Genomic DNA, 18,772 nt, shown 5'->3' on the forward strand with positions numbered 1-18,772 from the left:
GCCGTGCCGAATTCGGGTGTGCACGCACGCGGGCGCGCCGACGCCGAGGTGGTCGGAATTCCGGTGCGCGACTCGATCGCCACTCTCGACCGGGCCGGATTGCGCAACCAGGCCCGCGACCACTTCGGCCTGCCCCAGCAGGGGCCGGTGCTGCTGGTCTTCGGTGGCTCCCAGGGCGCGCGCCGGTTGAACGAGGCGGTGTCCGGCGCGGCCGCGCAACTGCTGGCGGCCGGTATCTCGGTGCTGCACGCGCACGGTCCCAAGAACACGCTCGAGCTGGAGGGCATCGATACCGAATCCGGTCGTGACGGCGCGAAATACGTTGCGGTCCCGTATCTGTCGCGGATGGATCTGGCCTATGCCGCCGCCGATGCCGCGGTGTGCCGCTCGGGCGCGATGACCGTGGCCGAGGTGTCGGCGGTCGGCCTGCCGGCGTTCTACGTGCCGCTGCCGCACGGCAACGGCGAACAGGAGTTCAACGCCCGCCCGATCGTCGCGCAGGGCGGTGGCAGAATCGTCGCCGATGCGGAGATGACGCCGAAGTATGTGATGGACGAGGTGATCGCGCTGCTCACCGACTCGGCCGCGCTGACGAACATGTCGGTCGCCGCCGCCGGTGCCGGACATCGCGACGCCGCGGATACGGTGGCGCGAATCGTGCTGGAGGTGACCGGACGGTGACCGGAGGAAACGAGACGGCCGCAGTGGGAGCCGCGGACCCGGTGAACCACACCGGGCAGGCTCCCGCCGAACTGCCGGAACTGTTGCGGCGGGTCCACATGGTCGGCATCGGCGGTGCCGGCATGTCGGGGATCGCGCGGATTCTGCTCGCCCGCGGCGGCGAGGTGTCGGGCTCGGACGCCAAGGAGAGCCGCGGCGTGCTGGCGTTGCGGGCGCGCGGTGCCCAGGTCCGCATCGGCCACGACGCGAGTGCGCTGGATCTGCTGGAGGGCGGCCCGAGCGCGGTGGTCACCACCTATGCCGCCATCCCGAAGACGAATCCCGAACTGGTCGAGGCGAATCGGCGCGGCGTGCCGGTGCTCATGCGTCCCACGGTCCTCGCGGAACTGATGCGCGGCCACCACACCCTGCTGGTGTCGGGTACCCACGGCAAGACCTCCACCACCTCCATGCTGGTCGTGGCGTTGCAGCACTGCGGCTTCGATCCGTCGTTCGCCGTCGGCGGTGAGCTGAACGAGGCGGGTACCAACGCCCATCACGGCACCGGCGGTTATTTCGTGGCCGAAGCCGACGAGTCGGACGGCTCACTGCTGCAATACGATCCGGACGTCGCCGTGGTCACCAACATCGAATCCGATCATCTGGATTTCTTCGGCTCCGACGAGGCCTACGTCCAGGTGTTCGACGACTTCGTGGCGCGACTGGTCCCCGGTGGACTGCTCGTGGTCTGCCTGGACGACCCCGGCTCGCTGGCACTGGCCCGCCGGGTCGCCGAGCGAGTGGCGGCCGGAGAACTCGATATTCGGGTGGCCGGCTACGGCTCGGCGGAAACGGTCGACGTGCCGGTGCCGATGCAGGCCCGGCTGGTGGCCTGGGAGCCGCGCGACGTGGGTGGTGTGGCCACGGTGCACCTGGGCGACGAACCCGCGCCGCGCACGCTGCGACTGTCGGTGCCCGGCCGCCATATGGCCCTCAACGCCCTCGCCGCGCTGCTCGCCGCTCGCGACGCCGGGGCCGACGTGGACGAAATCCTGCAGGGCCTGCAGGGATTCGGTGGCGTTCATCGGCGCTTCCAGTTCGTCGGCCGCGAGAACGGGGTGCGGGTCTTCGACGACTACGCCCACCACCCGACCGAGGTTCGGGCCGTGCTCGGCGCGGCGGCCGAACTGGTCCGCCAGGAGGCGGCCGACGGCGCCCGCTCCCGGCCGGGGCGGGTGATCGTGGTGTTCCAGCCGCATTTGTACAGCCGCACAGCCACCTTCGCCGAGGAGTTCGGCGCCGCGCTGTCGCTGGCCGACGAGGTCGTGGTCCTCGACGTCTACGGCGCCCGCGAGAAGCCGCTGCCCGGGGTCAACGGCGCACTGGTGGCCCAGGCGGTCACCAAACCCGTGCACTACCAACCGGATATGTCGCGGGTGGGCCGGCAAGCCGCGAGCCTGGCGCGTGCGGGGGATGTGGTGATCACCATGGGAGCCGGCGACGTGACGATGCTCGGCGGGCAGATTCTGGACGGACTGCGGGTACGCCCGTCGACGGGACGGTGAACACGGCGCCCCCGCCCGGCGGTGCCGGCCGGAGAGGGAGGTGGACATGACACGCCGCGCGACGATCGACGAGTCCGATCCGGACGCCGAGGACGAGTTCGCGGACGGCGACAACCGTCTCCGCCGCGCCGGGACCCGCGCGCGGCTGCCCTTCGACGGCCGGTGGCGGCGAATCCTGCTGTGGGGCGCGCCGATCGTGGTCGTGGTGATCGTGCTGCTCGTGGTCGCCTACTTCACTCCCGCGCTCTCGGTGCGCACCGTGCAGGTCGAGGGGGCGTCCGCGGTGCCCGAGCAGGATGTGCGCGCGGTGCTGCAGATCCCCGGCGGCCGCTCCATGCTGCGCATCGACACCGACGCGATCGCGCGCCGGGTCGCGTCGCTGCCGAAGGTGCGGGCGGCGCGGGTCCAGCGGGTATTTCCGTCCACGGTGCGGGTCACCGTCGACGAGCGCACCGCGGTGGTGTTCTTCGACAGTCCGCAGGGACCGCATCTGCTCGACGCCGACAGTGTCGAATTCGCGATCGAACCGCCGCCGCCGGGCGTCGCGAAGCTGGTCACCGACCACCCCGGCAGCGCCGATCCGGTGACCCGGGCCGCGGTCGCGGTTCTCGACGCCGCCCCGCCGGCGCTTCGTGCGCAGGTGGGAGAGGTTGTGGCGCGGTCGGTTTCGGATATCGAACTGAAGCTGCGCGACGACCGTACGGTGGTCTGGGGCGGTGCGGACGACTCCGAACGCAAAGCCGCGGTGGTGCTTCCGGTGCTGACGCGCCCGGGAACGGTATTCGACGTTTCGAGTCCCGATCTGGTAACGGTAAGATAGTGACACTCGTTGTGCCGTTGCGGTTTTCGACCGGCGGCCGGGAGTCGATGGCCGTGCGTGATGGCCGTGGCACCTGGGCCCGTCCTGGTGCCGCAGTCGCGTGCGGGGCCGGTGAATCCGCGGTCGTGCGGATATCGAGACTCGATCTCGGTGTCTGCGGCGGCCGTTCGCGGTACCATGCCCGACGGGCTCGGACGAGACGGATCACACAAGATTCTGACCCTCGTGTCGGCGCGCCTGCGCACGGATCGCGACGGGTGCGAATAGCGTTCCGCACCAGTCGGATACTTGACATAACGCCAACCCTATGGTTCAGGTTTAGGGTTTGTCCGAGTGAAAACCCGGGCGGACCGGGGACCTCGAATCGGCGCTCTGCCGAGAATCCGAAAACGACAGGCTTTGGATCGAAGGAAGGCGAGAGCCCATGACGCCCCCGCACAACTACCTTGCAGTGATCAAGGTCGTCGGTATCGGCGGCGGCGGCGTGAACGCCGTCAACCGGATGATCGAACAGGGACTCAAGGGAGTCGAGTTCATCGCCGTCAACACCGACGCGCAGGCACTGCTGATGAGTGATGCGGACGTCAAACTCGACGTCGGCCGCGAACTCACCCGCGGTCTCGGCGCCGGCGCGGATCCCGAGGTGGGCCGCAAGGCCGCCGAGGACCACAAGGACGAGATCGAAGAGGTGCTCAAGGGCGCCGACATGGTCTTCGTGACGGCCGGTGAGGGCGGCGGCACCGGTACCGGTGGCGCGCCCGTGGTGGCCTCGATCGCCCGCAAGCTGGGCGCCCTGACCATCGGTGTGGTGACGCGGCCGTTCTCCTTCGAGGGCAAGCGGCGCAGCAACCAGGCCGAAGCCGGTATCCAGGCGCTGCGCGAATCCTGCGACACCCTCATCGTCATCCCGAACGACCGGCTGCTGCAGCTCGGCGACGCGGCGGTGAGCCTGATGGACGCCTTCCGCTCCGCCGACGAGGTGCTGCTCAACGGTGTCCAGGGCATCACCGATCTGATCACCACCCCGGGTCTGATCAACGTCGACTTCGCCGATGTCAAGAGCGTCATGTCCGGCGCCGGTTCGGCGTTGATGGGCATCGGCTCCGCCCGCGGCGAGGGACGATCCGTGAAAGCCGCGGAGGCGGCGATCAATTCGCCGCTGCTGGAGGCGTCGATGGACGGTGCGCACGGAGTGCTGCTGTCGATCGCGGGTGGATCGGACCTCGGTCTGTTCGAGATCAACGAGGCCGCCTCGCTGGTGCAGGAGGCCGCGCACATCGAGGCCAACATCATCTTCGGAACGGTGATCGACGATTCGCTCGGCGACGAGGTCCGGGTCACGGTGATCGCCGCCGGCTTCGACGGGGGCACCCCGGCCCGGCGCATCGAACCGGCGGGCAGAACGAATATCGGCGCGGGCCGAGCCGGTGACATCGGCCAGTCCACGACCCGCCGCGAGTTCGGCAGCACCCGCCAGCCGGAGCCCGAGCGCACGGCCGACCCGACGCCTGCCCGTGGCCCGGCCCCGTCCTACGAACCGCGCCCGGCCACCGAGCCGACCATCGCGCACAACAGCCGCTCGCATATCCAGATGCCGGACGAGGACACCGACGACGTCGACGTCCCCGATTTCATGCGCCGGTAGCAGACGCCGATCTCGCTGCCCCCTCCGAGGTTTCGGAGGGGGCAGCGGCGTTTGCGGCCCGTGGAGGCCGATCGAAACCCCGTGTGCCACGGAAATTCCGGTGGTCCGGCACCGGGCGGGGTCTGGTGTGGGTCTTCGGGTGTCGCCGTCGATGTCCGGGACAACGATATGTGAGACCGGACACCGCGAGGGGAGGCGTCGCACCCGGCGGCGGTGAACGCGACGATCTCGTGTGGCGGCACGGTCGTGTGCATGAACTCGCACGCCGTGGGTACTTCGGCGGTCATGCTCGCGCTGTGCCCCGCTCCGCCGCCTCGCCACATCCGTTCCGGATCACTGGGCGGCGGGCTCGACTCCGAACCGGCGCGGCCTATTAATCTCGGAGATATGACACAGGCTTCGGTTCGGACGCGACGGGTGACGACCACGCGGGCCGGTGGGTTCTCGGTGGCGCCCTACGACTCGTTCAACCTGGGCGACCACGTCGGCGACGATCCGGAAGCCGTGCGCCGCAACAGGATTCGTCTCGCGGAGGGCATCGGCCTGCCGCCCGGCCGCCTGGTCTGGATGGAACAGGTGCACAGTCGCAACGTCGAGATCGTCGACGGCCCGCGCGCCGAACCGGTTCCGGTGACCGACGCGCTCGTCACCACCGTGCCGAATCTCGCGCTGGTGGTCCTCACCGCCGATTGTGTCCCCTTGCTGCTGTCCGACGACGAGGCCGGTGTGATCGCGGCCGTGCACGCCGGACGCGTCGGCGCCCGCATCGGCATCGTGCCGAAGGTCCTCGAGGCGATGATGTCGGTCGGCGCCCAGCCGCACCGTATCGGCGCCTTCCTGGGACCGGCCGCCGGCGGCGAGGACTACGAGGTGCCTGCTGCCATGCGCGACGATGTGGAGGCCCATCTGCCCGGCAGCGCCACCACGACCCGGCGCGGTACTCCCGGGCTGGACCTGCGAGCCGGCATCCGCCGTCAGCTGGAAGCGGCCGGGGTCGGCGCGATCGCGGTCGATCCGCGCTCCACCATCACCGACGAAACCTTGTTCAGCCACCGCCGCGGCGCGCCCACCGGTCGCATCGCCGGGGTGATCTGGATGGAGGGGGAGCGGTGAATCACGCCGAATCCGAGGTCGGCACAACAGAATCCGGGCCGGGTATGCCGCAGTCTCGCGAAGCCGAGCTCGTCGCCGCTCTCGGCCGCCTGGAAGACCGCATCGATGCCGCGTGCCGCGCCGCCGGGCGCGATCGGGCCACCGTCCGGTTGCTGCCGGTGACCAAATACTTCCCGGCCTCCGACGTGGAGATCCTGTATCGGCTCGGCCGGCGGGAATTCGGCGAATCGCGGGAGCAGGAGGCCTCCGCCAAGGTGGCCTCATTAGGCCATCTGGCGCAGATGCGCTGGCATATGATCGGCCGATTGCAGCGCAACAAGGCGAAATCGGTTGTGCGCTGGGCCGATACGGTGCACTCGGTGGATTCGGAGCGTCTGGTGAGGGCCCTTGACACCGCCACGGCGGCCGCGCGTGCGGACGGAGCGCGCGCGGATCCGCTGCGTGTGCTACTGCAGGTGAGCCTGGATCGCGATCCGGCGCGCGGCGGCGTCGTCCCGGATGATCTCCCGGCGCTCGCCGATCAGGTCGCGAAATCCGAGAATCTGCAGCTCGCGGGTCTGATGGCGATTCCGCCGCTGGGCGCGGACCCGGACCCGGCCTTCGCCGAACTGGCCGGTCTGCATCGCACGCTGCTCGCCGCGCATCCGGGCGCGACCGAGTTGTCGGCGGGCATGTCGGGCGACCTCGAGGCCGCCATTCGACACGGGTCTACCTGCGTGCGTGTCGGTACTGCTCTGATGGGCGCGCGACCGATAACCTCGCAGTAGCAAAGAAACCTCATCAGTCACATTCGAAACATATGCTTGGGGCTGACGAGGTCTGAGCAGGACTTCAACACCCCAGGTCAGTCGGGGCCGTAGGAAGGTCGACCAGGATGAGCGAGCGTAGCGAGCGAGACATCAGCGCAGCCACGAGCATGCTCGTGCTGGAGCCCAGCGTTAGTGAGGTGGGAGCATGAGTACGCTGCACAGGTTCAAGGCCTACTTCGGCATGGTCCCGCTCGAGGAATACGAAGACGACTACGTCGACGACCGTGGCCCTCGGGGTATCGACGACCGTGGTCCGCTGGGTGCGGACGACCGCGGTGCGCGCCGCTCGCGTTTCGACGACGATCCGTACGACGCCGGGCGCTCGCGTTTCGGCGACGACCGCTTCGCCGACGATCCGGGCTACCCGGAGCCGGCCTACAAGGCGCCCTATCAGCCCGGCTACACGGTGCCGCGCCGCTCGGAGTTCGCCGACGAGTCCTACTCCGACGACCGCTACGAGCCCCCGCGCCGCCCGACCCGGATCGAATCCGCACCTTCGGGCCGCTCACGCGGACTCGGCGGTGGCACTCCGATGGTGCGTGGCACCACGCACGGTGCGCTGGCGGTCGATCCCGAGGCCGAACGGCGGATGGAAGAGCGGCGGATGGAGGAGCGCGCCCGGTTCGAGCCGGCTCCGCGCCGCGCCCCCGTCTTCGAGGACGGAGGTCCGTTGTCCAAGATCACGACACTGCGTCCGCGCACCTATGCCGAGGCCGCGATCATCGGCGAGCGTTTCCGTGACGGTACGCCCGTGATCATGGACCTGGTCGAAATGAGCAATGCCGACGCGCGCCGCCTGGTGGATTTCGCCGCCGGATTGGCGTTCGCGCTGCGTGGTTCGTTCGACAAGGTGGCCACCAAGGTGTTCCTGCTCTCACCGTCGGATGTCGATGTATCGGCCGAGGAGCGCCGGCGCATCGCCGAAAACGGCTTCTACAACCAGAAATAAACCCCGAACCGGGTGCCGCGGCGCGGCGGCGGCCCCGGTCGGGTGAGCCGCGTGGGGGGAAAGGACGCCGGATGCACGGCGCGGGGAGTTTGCAGGACACCGATTCTGAGGCAAAGTGGACAGGTGGCCTTGTTTCAGGTGCTGTATGTACTCCTGTTCCTCTTCTGGCTGTTGCTGATCAGCCGAGTGATCGTCGAGTTCATCCGCAGCTTTGCGCGCGACTGGCATCCGCGGGGGTTCGTCGCCGTCGTTCTGGAGGTGATCTTCACGATCACCGATCCGCCGGTGAAACTGTTGAGGCGCCTGATACCTCCCGTGAACTTGGGGGGAATTCGACTGGATCTGTCGATTATGGTCCTGCTTTTCATCGTGTTCATTCTGATGTCCATCGTCAGCAGGCTCGGGCAGCCGATAGCTCCGGTGTGACAGAATGGGCCGAGAAGAAGAGCTTGCTAGAAGATCTACGCTAGATCTCCGTACGAAGCGCGAAGGGATCCTTCCATGCCGCTGACTCCAGCCGATGTGCACAACGTCGCGTTCAGCAAACCGCCGATCGGGAAGCGCGGCTACAACGAGGATGAAGTCGACGCCTTCCTCGACTTGGTCGAACAGGAGCTCTCGCGCCTCATCGAGGAGAATGCGGACCTGCGCCAGCGGGTTGCTGAGCTGGATGCCGAATTGGCGGATGCCAAGAAGTCGCGGCCCGCGCCGCAGGCGGTGAAACCCGCGCCGCCGCAACCGGAACCGCCGAAGCCCGCGCCCGTTGCACCGCCGGTGCCGGTGCAGGCCGTCGCGCCGGTGGCCCCCAAGGACAACTCCGCCGCGGATGCGAACCTGCAGGCCGCGAAGGTGCTGAGCCTGGCACAGGAAATGGCCGACCGGCTCACCACCGACGCCAAGGCCGAGGCCGAACAGCTGCTCTCCAACGCCCGGGCGAATTCCGAGCGAATGGTCAGCGAAGCGCAGACCCGCTCGGACGCGATGGTCGGCGAGGCGCGGCAGAAGGCCGATTCGCTGCTGTCGGACGCGCAGACCCGGTCCGACAGCCAGCTGCGCCAGGCCAAGGAGAAGGCCGACGCCCTGCAGGCCGACGCCGAGCGCAAGCACACCGAGATCATGGCCACCATCACCCAGCAGCGCAGCGTGCTGGAGAGCCGCATCGAGCAGCTGAAGACCTTCGAGCGCGAGTACCGGGTGCGCCTGAAGTCCTACCTGGAATCGCAGCTCGAGGAGCTGGAGAACCGCGGTTCGGCCGTTCCGGTCGACGGTGGCGAGGCCTTCGAGGCGGTATCGAACAGCCACGGTCCGGCGTCGTACGCCAAGGGTGGCAAATAGCTCGTCCCGGGTGCCCGCCACCCCGCCGATACGACGGGGTCCGGCGTCGCATGCCGCTGTGTGGTCGTAGTTCTGCCGAGCCGCCCGGCCCCTCGGGGGCGCTGCGGCCCGCCCTGCCCGCCTAGGGGGTGACCATGCTCGTTCTGACGCTCGTCCTGGCCGCGATCGGCTTCGCCCTGTTGGTGACGGCGTTGACGACCGGATCGGTGATCTGGGCGTGGGGTTGCATCGTCGTCTGCGTGATCGGTGCGATCCTGCTGCTGGTCAGCGCGCTGGCCATGCGTGAGCCCGAGGACGGTCCGCAATCGCGTCCCGGCCGTCATGCCAAGCGCTGAGCGGGCACAGGTGCGGTGAACGGGGTGGGGAGCAGGGCACGGAAATAACGTTGCCCGCACTGGCTACAATCAAACCTGTAGATCGGCAGTGATCCGGCCATCACCGGGGAGCCTTCGGAAGAACGGCGCCACCGGCGCCCAGTAGAACCGAACGGGTGAGCCCGTCACAGCTCGCAACGAGAGGTCCGCCCGCCGGAACATCCGGCCGGACAAGCGGGGTGGTACCGCGGCAGCGGCGCACAGGCGCCGGCGTCGTCCCCGTGCCCACCGACTGCGCCGAACGAGCGCACTGGCACGAGGGAGACCACAGCCGCCATGGCGGACGAGACATCCACCCGCAACGCCTATCCCCGCGTCGACTTCACCGCCGCGGATGCCGGCTCGCGGCAGGGCGCGAGCGTGTCGTTCCCGGAGCTCGAGCGCCGGGTGCTGGACTACTGGGCCGCCGACGACACCTTCCGTGCCAGCATCGACAACCGTGCCGAGGGGTGCGACGAGTTCGTCTTCTACGACGGGCCGCCGTTCGCCAACGGTTTGCCACATTACGGACATCTGCTCACCGGATATGTGAAGGATTTGGTTCCGCGGTTCCAGACGATGCGCGGGAAGCGCGTGGAGCGGCGCTTCGGTTGGGACACACACGGATTGCCCGCGGAAATCGAAGCGGAGAAGCAACTCGGTATCACGGACAAATCACAGATCGATGCGATGGGCCTCGCGGAATTCAATGCCGCGTGCAAATCCTCTGTGCTTCGTTACACCAATGAGTGGCGTGACTATGTGACACGCCAAGCGCGATGGGTCGACTTCGACAACGACTACAAGACCCTCGATCTCGACTTCATGGAGTCGGTGATGTGGGCGTTCAAGTCGCTGTACGACAAAGGTCTTGTCTACCAAGGCTTCCGGGTGCTGCCCTACAGCTGGTACGAGCAGACGCCGCTGTCGAACCAGGAGGCGCGCCTCGACGACGCCTACCGGATGCGCCAGGATCCGGCGGTCACCGTCGACATGCTGCTCGAGGTCGCGGCCGACCATCCGCTGCACGAGCTCGACGGCGCCAACGCGCTGATCTGGACCACCACGCCGTGGACGCTGCCGTCGAACCTGGCGATCGCGGTCCACCCGGACATCACCTATGCCCACGTGCGCGGCAAGGACGGTAAGCGCTACGTGCTGGCCACCGAGCGGGTCTCGCACTACGCCCGGGAACTCGGCACCGCCGACGACGGACTCGAGGTGCTCTCGGAGCATTCGGGCGCGGCGCTGGCGGGCCTGCGCTATCGGCCGCCGTTCGACTTCTTCCTCGGCCACCCCCACGCGCACCGCGTGCTGAACGCCGACTACGTGACCACCGACTCCGGAACCGGCGTGGTGCATCTGGCGCCCGCGTTCGGTGAGGAGGACATGGACGTCGCCTCCGCCAACGGGATCGAGGTCGTGCAGCCGCTGGATGCCGGCGGCAAGTTCACCTCGATGGTGCCGCCGTACGAGGGCCTGATGGTGTTCGACGCGAATCCGGTCATCATCAAGGACCTCAAGGCCGCCGGAAAGCTGTTGCGGCACGAGACGATCGAACACTCCTACCCGCACAGCTGGCGATCGGGTCAGCCGCTGATCTACATGGCTGTGCCCTCATGGTTCGTGGCGGTCACGAAGTTCCGCGACCGCATGGTGGAGCTGAACCAGCAGATCACCTGGGTGCCCGAGCACATCCGCGACGGCCAGTTCGGCAAGTGGCTCGAGAACGCGCGCGACTGGAACATCAGCCGCAACCGGTACTGGGGTGCGCCGATCCCGGTGTGGGTCTCCGACGATCCGGCCTACCCGCGGGTCGACGTGTACGGCTCACTGGACGAGCTGGAACGCGACTTCGGCGTGCGCCCGGCGGATCTGCACCGGCCGGGCATCGACGAGCTGGTGCGCCCGAACCCCGACGACCCCACGGGAAAGTCGATGATGCGGCGCACGCCCGAGGTGCTCGACTGCTGGTTCGAGTCGGGGTCGATGCCGTACGCGCAGGTGCACTATCCGTTCGAGAACAAGGAATGGTTCGACGGCGGAGCCGTCACATCGGACACTGCGGGGACGTCCGTTGCTCGAGCGCACAGCCCTGGTGACTTCATCGTCGAGTACAACGGGCAGACACGAGGGTGGTTCTACAACCTGCACGTGCTCTCGACCGCGCTGTTCGACCGGCCGGCGTTCAAATCCGTTGTGGCGCACGGCATCGTGCTCGGCGACGACGGATTGAAGATGTCCAAGTCGAAGGGCAACTACCCCGACGTCAACGAGGTGTTCGACCGCGACGGCTCCGATGCCATGCGGTGGTTCCTCATGGCGTCGCCGGTGCTGCGTGGCGGCAACCTGATCGTCACCGAGCGCGGCATCCGCGAAGGCGTGAGCCATGCGCTGCGCCCGCTGTGGAACGCGTGGACCTTCCTGCAGCTCTACGCCTCGAAACCCGGTGTGTGGCGGACGGATTCGGCGCATGTGCTGGATCGCTACATCCTGGCCAAACTGGCCGCGGCCCGCGATGTGATGACCGAGGCGCTCGAGGTCTACGACATCGCCACCGCCTGCGACGAACTGCGTTCGTTCGCCGACGCGCTCACCAATTGGTATGTGCGCCGGTCGCGTTCGCGGTTCTGGGAGGAGGACCGCGACGCCATCGACACCCTGCACACCGTGCTGGAGGTCACCTGCCGGCTGGCCGCCCCGCTGCTGCCGCTGATCACCGAGGTGATCTGGCGCGGGCTGACGGGGGAGCGGTCGGTACACCTCACCGACTGGCCGGGCGAGACCGAATTGCCGCGCGACCCGGAGTTGGTGTCGGCGATGGACGAGGTGCGGTCGGTGTGCTCGACGGTGCTGAGCCTGCGCAAGGCGCAGAACCTGCGGGTGCGGTTGCCGCTGTCCGAGGTCACCATCGCCGCGCCGGATGCCGAGCGGCTGCGTCCGTTCGCCGATCTCGTGGCCGACGAGGTCAACGTCAAGAAGGTGGACCTGACCACCGATGTGGCCGCCCACGGCCGGTTCGAACTGGTCGTCAACGCCCGCGCCGCCGGTCCGCGGCTGGGCAAGGACGTCCAGCACGTGATCAAGGCGGTGAAATCCGGCCAGTGGCGCGAGGACGACGGCGTGGTCAAGGCGCTGGTGCCCGGCCACGACGACGGCATCGCGCTGCTGCCCGAGGAGTACACCCAGCGCCTGGTGGCGGCCGAACCCGAATCCACCGCCGCCCTGCCGGGCAATGCCGGGCTGGTGGTGCTGAATTCGGAGGTCACCGAGGAACTCGAGGCCGAGGGCTGGGCGCGCGACCTGATCCGCGACCTGCAGGAGACCCGCAAGTCGCTGGGCCTCGACGTCTCCGACCGCATCACCGTGGTGCTGGAGGTGCCGCAGGAGCGTGCGGAGTGGGCGCGGACCCACCGTGACCTCATCGCCGGGGAGATCCTCGCCACCGCACTCGATTTCGGCGCGGCGGGCGCCGGGGCCGCCGACGTGGTCGGTGGTGTACGCGCGGCGATTGCCAAGGCCTGAGTACGCGCGCGAATCGCGAAACGAGCCCGGTCCGCTTCTGACGGACCGGGCTCGTTCGTTACCGCGCTGCGCATTTCTGCCCGCCTATGGGAGAGGGCGGGTGCGAGATCGATGGGTCGCGTGGGCAGGTCGCGTCCGCTGTCAGGTCGGTGTCGGGCCACGTATACCCAGCTGGACGGGGGTTACACATGGCCATGGAGGGCGGCGACCGGGGCGGGCGGTTTGCCGATTCCCGGTATGACCTGGGGTGTGTCCTGTGAGGCCGGAGCGGATCACGGTTGCGGATTGGCACTTGTGGTGTGCATGTGACTTGCGCTAAAACAGCTATGTCACAGCAACCATCACTCTTTAGTTGAGCTTAGGTGTTTTTCCCGGATCGACCCCCGCTGAAAACTGCACTACCAGGTAGTTGACCGGCTGAGATGCCCGTGGGGAAGCGGCCATCCCAAGTCCATGCTGTGTGCTGTGTAATCGCCGGTCGGCGTGCCGTGGTGGATGCATGTAATGAAGGGCGAGCACATGGCACTGTCATCCGTGCGCGGATCCTCGCGCCGCAGATCCACCCGCTATCTCCTGGCCGCGATCGCCGCGGCCGTCTCCGTATCGATCTGGGCGGGTCCGGCCACCGCCGCACCCGCCGACACCGGCAGTTCCTCCCTCTCCGGCGATTCCGGGAGCAGTTCCGGGTCGGGAAGCGGATCGGCCTCCGGTAGCGCCAGCGGTTCGGCGGCGCTACCGCTGCCCAGCCCGCGGGCGTCGATCGCCCTCAGCATCGCCGGTTCGCAGGCGGGCAAGCCCTACGAATGGGGCGGGACCGGGCCCAACGCCTACGACTGCTCCGGGCTGGTGCAGTGGGCGTTCCGGCAGGTCGGCATCATGCTGCCGCGCACCACCTGGGAGCAGGCCACCGCTGGCAGCGCCGTGCCGTTCGGCGCGATGATGCCCGGCGACGTGGTCATCGTGAACACCGACGGCTCGCACGAGGGAATCTATGCCGGCGGCGGCATGCTGCTCAACGCCTACGGGCCCGGCGTGCCGATCGGACTGACGCCGCTGAGCGAATTCGACATCTACGCGATCCGGCGCTTCTTCTGAGCCGAGTGTCCGGGCTGCGGGATCTCGCGCCGCAGTCCGGACACTCGCCGACTACTCGGCGGTGTGCGTGCGTCCCGAATCGCGATCTGCCGATCCGCTCGGAGGGACGGGAGCTCAGACGCCCACCGCTTGTTCGATCTCCTCCTCGGCGTCGGAGTCCTCGTCGACATCTCCGCCGGCTGCGGCGTTCTCGGCCGCCGATGCGCCGGGGTGGTGTGCTTCGACCGGGAATCCGCTGGTGGCCGGGACGGTGGAGTGCGCGGCGCCGGGCGTGGTCGCGTGCGCCGGAACATGTGCCGTGGACTGCGAGGCCGTGCGGCGGCGTTCGTAGACGCCGCCGACCAGCACCAGCACCACACCGGCCGCGAACCACAGCGCCAGGCTCGCGATCCGGCCGCCGAGGCCGCCGTTGCCGTCGAAGTAGAGCAGGCTGCGGGCGCCCTCGACGAAGCCCGCGCCGTTCCAGAACGAATGCAGGGCGCCGAAGAAGCCGTTCTGCAGTTCGGGGCGGTAGATGCCGCCGGAGGTGGTGAAGTTCAGCATCACGAACAGCACCATCACCGCCAGCGTGGTCCAGCGCTTCAGGAACGGGTGCAGGCCGATGCCGATGAAGAGGATGCCCGCGGCGTACAACCAGCCCATCGCCCAGATCGAGGCGTAGTCGTGGTCGACGACGTGGAAGACCGGTCCGGCGAGCACGATGCCGATCACACTCACGACGAACGAGGTGGCCACCGCGGTGAGCGCCCGCACGGCCATGCGCGTGCCCGCTCCGGCGACGCTGATCGCGGCGACGCTGCCGTAGGCGCCGATACTGAGCGCGACGAGCACGAAGAACAGGCCCTGTCCGGTCGGGTCGCCCGAGGCGGTGGGCGCGATGTCGGTCGTGCGCAGCGGCAGATTCTGCTGGGCGGTCACGGCGCCGAACACGGTCTCGACGGCCATGGCGGTGGTGTCCGAATTCGCCTTGGCGACAAGCAGTTCGGGGGATTGCCCATCCGGGACGAAGGCGCCGGCCAGATCCCGATGCTGCAGCCGGTCTACGGCGTCGGCGCGGTTGGCGAGCGTGACGACCTCGAGCGCGTCACCGGCCCGGTCCTTCAGCGTCTGGGCCATCACCTTGACCTCGGGGCTGTCGCCGACGATCGCGACCTGCACGTGGTTGGGCTCGGGCTGATGGAAGGCGCCCAGATAGGCCAGGCCCATGCCCAGGCACATGAGCAACGGGGTCAGCAGATGTCCGGCCATGTGCCGTAGCTGGTGCAGGGACATGTTCGCCACTCCAAAGGTTGGTAAATACAACTATTGTTTGTTGTACTATACAACCATGAAGGGGTCGCAGCCATACCCGTCGCGCACTGTGGCGATTCAGACAATTCAGCGTGAGCTCACCGCGTTCGCCCGTCGCGCCCGTGGTCGCGCCGCGGAACTGCATCCGGAGCTGCCGCTGGTGGCCTACAGCATTCTCGATCTGGTGATCGCGCGTGACGGCTGCCTCGCCGCCGAACTGGCCGACTACTTCGTGCTCGACAAGTCCACGATGAGCAGGCAGGTGGCCGCGCTGGAGAAGCAGGGCTACCTCGTCAAGGAGGTCGACCCGGCCAACCGCCGCAATCACGTCCTACGCGCCACGCCGGAGGGCCGGCGCGTCGCGGCCGACTCCGAACGCGCGCGCAGTGCCGCGGTGAACGAGCGCTTCCGCGACTGGGACGATCACGACGTCGCCCAGCTCGCCGCCTACTTGGAGCGCTACAACGCCGCCGACGGCGGCTGAACGCCGTACTTCCCCCACGCCCGTCCCCGGAGGGGCGGGTCGTTACACCGTGCTGGTCACTCGTTGCACAGATCGCGCAGCAGCGGCCCGTACTGGGGATGGCTGAGCGCGGAGGCGAACTGGGCGACCAGATAGTCCGCCGGATTGCCCGTGTCGTACCAGCGGCCGCGAATCACCTGTCCGTAGACCGGGTTCGAGGCGGCGAACACGTTGATCGCGTCGGTCAGGTACACCTCGCCGGTGCGGTGGGTGTACCACTTGTCGACCTGCTTGCGCAGTTCGTCGACGATGCCGGGGGTCACGACGTATCCGCCGATCGCGGCGTAGGCCGAGGGCGCATCCTCCGGCTTCGGCTTCTCCCGCAGCCCGCTGATGCGCATCAGGCCGGGCTCGAAGGAATCCTCGACCACCGGCACGCCGTAGCGTTGGGAGTCGGCCGGATCCATCGGCATCAGCGCCAGCACCGGCGAACCGGTCTTGTTGTAGGCGTCGATGAGCTGCTGCGCCCGCGGCACCTCGGCGACGAAGACGTCGTCGGGCCACAGCACCAGCATCGGCTCGTCGCCCAGCGTGCGGGCGGCGTTGAGCACCGGGGTGCCGTTGCCGTAGGGACCGTGCTGGTCCAGATAGGTGATGTGGCCGAGCCGGCCGAGTTCGCCGACCTCTTCCACGGCGTCGGCATAGGCGGACTTGCCGTCGGCGCGCAGCTGCGCCACCAATGCCGGATTGGGACGGAAATGGTCCTGGATCAGGGACTTCCCGCCGCTCACCACGATCGTGATATCGGTGATGCCGGAGGCTACCAGCTCCCGCACAGTGTGCTCGATCACCGGTTTGTCGCCGACCGGCAGCATCTCCTTGGGGATGGCCTTGGTCAGCGGCAGCAGGCGGGAGCCGATGCCGGCGGCTGGGATCACTGCCTTGCGGATGGTCATGAACCGATCATCACACACTTCCGCTGCCGGATATGTCGGTCCCCACGCGTAGATTTCCGGGTATGCACTCTGCCCCCGATGCGGCTACCAGCGGTCTCGTGCCTGGTCAGCGCGCATCCGCCGGGGTCGGTACGGGTGCCGGGGGTGGGTCGGCCGTGCATCTGCACGCACAGGAATCCGACAGCAATTTCGGAGCCGACACGGTCGCGGCGCGCCGCTGGGTGCTGCACATCGACATGGACGCCTTCTTCGCCTCGGTCGAACAGCTGACCCGCCCGACGCTGCGCGGCCGGCCCGTACTCGTGGGCGGGATGGGCGGCCGCGGCGTGGTCGCGGGCGCCAGCTACGAGGCGCGGGTCTTCGGCGCCCGGTCGGCGATGCCCATGCATCAGGCGCGCCGGCTGGTCGGCGTCACCGCCGTGGTGATCCCGCCGCGCGGGGTGGTCTACGGCGAAGTCAGCGGGCAGGTCTTCGAAACCCTGCGGTCGTGGATTCCGGTGCTCGAGACGCTGTCGTTCGACGAGGCGTTCGGTGAACCCGCCGAACTCGCCGGCGCCGATGTCCGTCGGGTGCGCGAATTCTGCGAGCAGCTACGGCAATCGGTGCGGGAGCGAACCGGGCTGGTGGCCTCGGTAGGCGCCGGCACCGGCAAACAACTCGCCAAGATTGCCTCGGGACTCGCGAAACCCGATGGGGTGCGGGTGATTTCACCGGCCGAACAGCAGGCGCTGCTGGCCGGGCTGCCGGTGCGCAAACTGTGGGGTATCGGGCCGGTGGCCGAACATCGGCTGCGTTCGGTGGGCATCGAAACCGTCGGTGCGTTCGCGGCGCTGCCCGAGCCGGAGGCGGTCTCGCTGCTGGGCGGCAGTGTCGGCGCGGCGCTACACCGGCTCGCCCGCGGGATCGACGAACGACCGGTCGCCGAGCGGGCCGAGGCCAAACAGATCAGCGCCGAAACCACCTACGAGACCGACATCGTCACGCTGGCGCAGCTGCGCCCGGCGATCGAGGCGATGGCCCAGGCCGCACACCGGCGGCTGCTGCGCGACGGCCGCGCGGCCCGCACGGTGGTTTTGAAATTGAAGAAGGGCGATATGAGCATCGTGACGCGTTCGCTCACGTTGCCCTATGCCACCACCGATCCGGCCACGCTCACCGCCGCGGCTCAGCGCTCGGCCATCGATCCCGTCGAACTGGGCTCGATCCGGTTGGTGGGCGTGGGATTCGGCGGTTTGTCCGCGGTGCGGCAGGAATCACTGTTTCCCGAGCTGGACCGCGACACCGGTGCGGTGGGCGCCGCGATCTTCGAGGAGCCGATCGCCGCGTCGGCGCCGGCGGCCGAGCCGGTGGTGCCGCCGCCGACGCGTTCCTACACCACCGAGTTCTGGTATCCCGGACGCGATGTCGGCCATCCCCGGTATGGCCACGGCTGGGTACAGGGCAGCGGGCACGGCCGGGTCACCGTCCGATTCGAGACCCGCTCGACAGGGCCGGGACCGGCGTATACGTTCGCTGCCGACGATGACGATCTCACCCCGGCCGATCCGCTCCTTAGTCTTCGTTGAAATTTGGCGGGTAGCGTGAGGCCACTCGTGCACTGCCGCCGGTCGGGTGGGAGCTGTCACGTGAACGGAACCAGACCAACTCGAACGCAAAGGACGAGCATTGAAGCTTCAGATGACTGGACGCATCGCGGTCGCCACCCTGGCTGTCGTGGCTGCGCTCGGCATGTCGGCCTGCGGCAGCGGTGACAAGCACTCGAGCCACAAGTCCACCACGACCAAGGCCGCCGCCACCTCGGCTGCCAACGTGCCGCCGGTGCCCACGGTCGCCGATCTGAACTCGGAGTTGGCGCAGGCGCTGGACCCGGGCGTGCCGGCCGCGCAGAAGGCGCAGTGGCTCGAGGATGGTCAGGACGCCCTGGCCAAGGACCCCGAGATGATGCAGAAGCTGACCGACGCCTACCAGCAGAACAACGCCAAGATCAACGTCACCGATGTGGCGTATCTCGGCGGCGACACGCTGACCGCGAAGGTGGACTTCTCCGTCAACGGCGGTGCGCCGACCAAGGCCGACGTGCCGTTCGTCGCCCAGGACAACAGCTGGAAGCTGCAGAAGAGCTGGGCCTGCGCCGGACTGAAGAACCTGGGCCAGCAGTCGCCCGCGTGCGAGTAGTTCTCGTCGTACCGGCCCG

The 18,772-nt window shown here is 68.3% G+C and carries 17 protein-coding genes; 15 read left to right on the top strand and 2 right to left on the bottom strand.

The window, feature by feature from the left end:
- From NE2_RS31515 to NE2_RS31575, 12 genes are all read left to right on the top strand, one after another.
- A partial coding sequence (locus NE2_RS31515) for a UDP-N-acetylglucosamine--N-acetylmuramyl-(pentapeptide) pyrophosphoryl-undecaprenol N-acetylglucosamine transferase (RefSeq protein WP_267888202.1) occupies positions 1–681 on the top strand: 681 nt, incomplete at its 5' end.
- A 98-nt stretch (positions 682–779) separates the two neighbouring features.
- Positions 780–2,225, top strand: a complete 1,446-nt coding sequence (gene murC / locus NE2_RS31520; RefSeq protein WP_063032054.1) for a UDP-N-acetylmuramate--L-alanine ligase — start codon at positions 780–782, stop codon at positions 2,223–2,225.
- A 46-nt stretch (positions 2,226–2,271) separates the two neighbouring features.
- Positions 2,272–3,045: a cell division protein FtsQ/DivIB gene (locus NE2_RS31525; RefSeq protein WP_084494464.1), complete on the top strand. Its 774-nt coding sequence runs from the start codon at positions 2,272–2,274 to the stop codon at positions 3,043–3,045.
- A gap of 424 nt (positions 3,046–3,469) precedes the next feature.
- Positions 3,470–4,690: a cell division protein FtsZ gene (ftsZ, locus tag NE2_RS31535; RefSeq protein WP_063032040.1), complete on the top strand. Its 1,221-nt coding sequence runs from the start codon at positions 3,470–3,472 to the stop codon at positions 4,688–4,690.
- Between the two features lie 387 nt (positions 4,691–5,077).
- On the top strand, positions 5,078–5,803 hold the full coding sequence (pgeF, locus tag NE2_RS31540) for a peptidoglycan editing factor PgeF (protein ID WP_063032042.1): 726 nt from the start codon (positions 5,078–5,080) through the stop codon (positions 5,801–5,803).
- Between the two features lie 44 nt (positions 5,804–5,847).
- Positions 5,848–6,570 (top strand): YggS family pyridoxal phosphate-dependent enzyme, encoded by a 723-nt coding sequence (locus tag NE2_RS31545; protein ID WP_063032058.1) that lies wholly within the window; start codon positions 5,848–5,850, stop codon positions 6,568–6,570.
- Positions 6,571–6,757: 187 nt separating this feature from the next.
- The gene (locus NE2_RS31550; protein WP_063032043.1) at positions 6,758–7,561 is read left to right on the top strand and encodes a cell division protein SepF; all 804 of its coding nucleotides are present in this window, start codon (positions 6,758–6,760) and stop codon (positions 7,559–7,561) included.
- Between the two features lie 123 nt (positions 7,562–7,684).
- The gene (locus tag NE2_RS31555) at positions 7,685–7,987 is read left to right on the top strand and encodes a YggT family protein (RefSeq protein WP_030514706.1); all 303 of its coding nucleotides are present in this window, start codon (positions 7,685–7,687) and stop codon (positions 7,985–7,987) included.
- Positions 7,988–8,062: 75 nt separating this feature from the next.
- The gene (gene wag31 / locus NE2_RS31560; protein ID WP_063032045.1) at positions 8,063–8,896 is read left to right on the top strand and encodes a DivIVA-like cell division protein Wag31; all 834 of its coding nucleotides are present in this window, start codon (positions 8,063–8,065) and stop codon (positions 8,894–8,896) included.
- A 134-nt stretch (positions 8,897–9,030) separates the two neighbouring features.
- Positions 9,031–9,231 (top strand): hypothetical protein, encoded by a 201-nt coding sequence (locus tag NE2_RS31565; RefSeq protein ID WP_030514704.1) that lies wholly within the window; start codon positions 9,031–9,033, stop codon positions 9,229–9,231.
- A 315-nt stretch (positions 9,232–9,546) separates the two neighbouring features.
- The gene (gene ileS, locus NE2_RS31570) at positions 9,547–12,774 is read left to right on the top strand and encodes an isoleucine--tRNA ligase (RefSeq protein ID WP_063032048.1); all 3,228 of its coding nucleotides are present in this window, start codon (positions 9,547–9,549) and stop codon (positions 12,772–12,774) included.
- 519 nt (positions 12,775–13,293) lie between these two features.
- Positions 13,294–13,869: a C40 family peptidase gene (locus tag NE2_RS31575; RefSeq protein ID WP_063032060.1), complete on the top strand. Its 576-nt coding sequence runs from the start codon at positions 13,294–13,296 to the stop codon at positions 13,867–13,869.
- A gap of 114 nt (positions 13,870–13,983) precedes the next feature.
- Here NE2_RS31575 and NE2_RS31580 read toward each other — a convergent pair whose 3' ends face one another.
- A complete protein-coding gene (locus tag NE2_RS31580) occupies positions 13,984–15,141 on the bottom strand; it encodes an ABC transporter permease (RefSeq protein ID WP_063032062.1) in 1,158 nt (385 codons plus the stop codon).
- Between the two features lie 55 nt (positions 15,142–15,196).
- On the opposite strand from NE2_RS31580, the gene NE2_RS31585 reads away from it, so the two are divergent.
- On the top strand, positions 15,197–15,643 hold the full coding sequence (locus NE2_RS31585; protein WP_063032050.1) for a MarR family winged helix-turn-helix transcriptional regulator: 447 nt from the start codon (positions 15,197–15,199) through the stop codon (positions 15,641–15,643).
- Positions 15,644–15,699: 56 nt separating this feature from the next.
- Here NE2_RS31585 and NE2_RS31590 read toward each other — a convergent pair whose 3' ends face one another.
- A complete protein-coding gene (locus tag NE2_RS31590; protein ID WP_063032052.1) occupies positions 15,700–16,578 on the bottom strand; it encodes a UTP--glucose-1-phosphate uridylyltransferase in 879 nt (292 codons plus the stop codon).
- A 236-nt stretch (positions 16,579–16,814) separates the two neighbouring features.
- Between NE2_RS31590 and NE2_RS31595 the strand changes: the two genes are divergently transcribed.
- Positions 16,815–18,143, top strand: a complete 1,329-nt coding sequence (locus tag NE2_RS31595) for a DNA polymerase IV (RefSeq protein WP_228818057.1) — start codon at positions 16,815–16,817, stop codon at positions 18,141–18,143.
- 112 nt (positions 18,144–18,255) lie between these two features.
- On the top strand, positions 18,256–18,753 hold the full coding sequence (locus NE2_RS31600; protein WP_104363133.1) for a WKL family lipoprotein: 498 nt from the start codon (positions 18,256–18,258) through the stop codon (positions 18,751–18,753).
- The last annotated feature ends 19 nt before the right edge of the window (positions 18,754–18,772 follow it).

This window comes from Nocardia elegans NBRC 108235 (assembly GCF_001612845.1).
Taxonomy (GTDB): domain Bacteria; phylum Actinomycetota; class Actinomycetes; order Mycobacteriales; family Mycobacteriaceae; genus Nocardia; species Nocardia nova.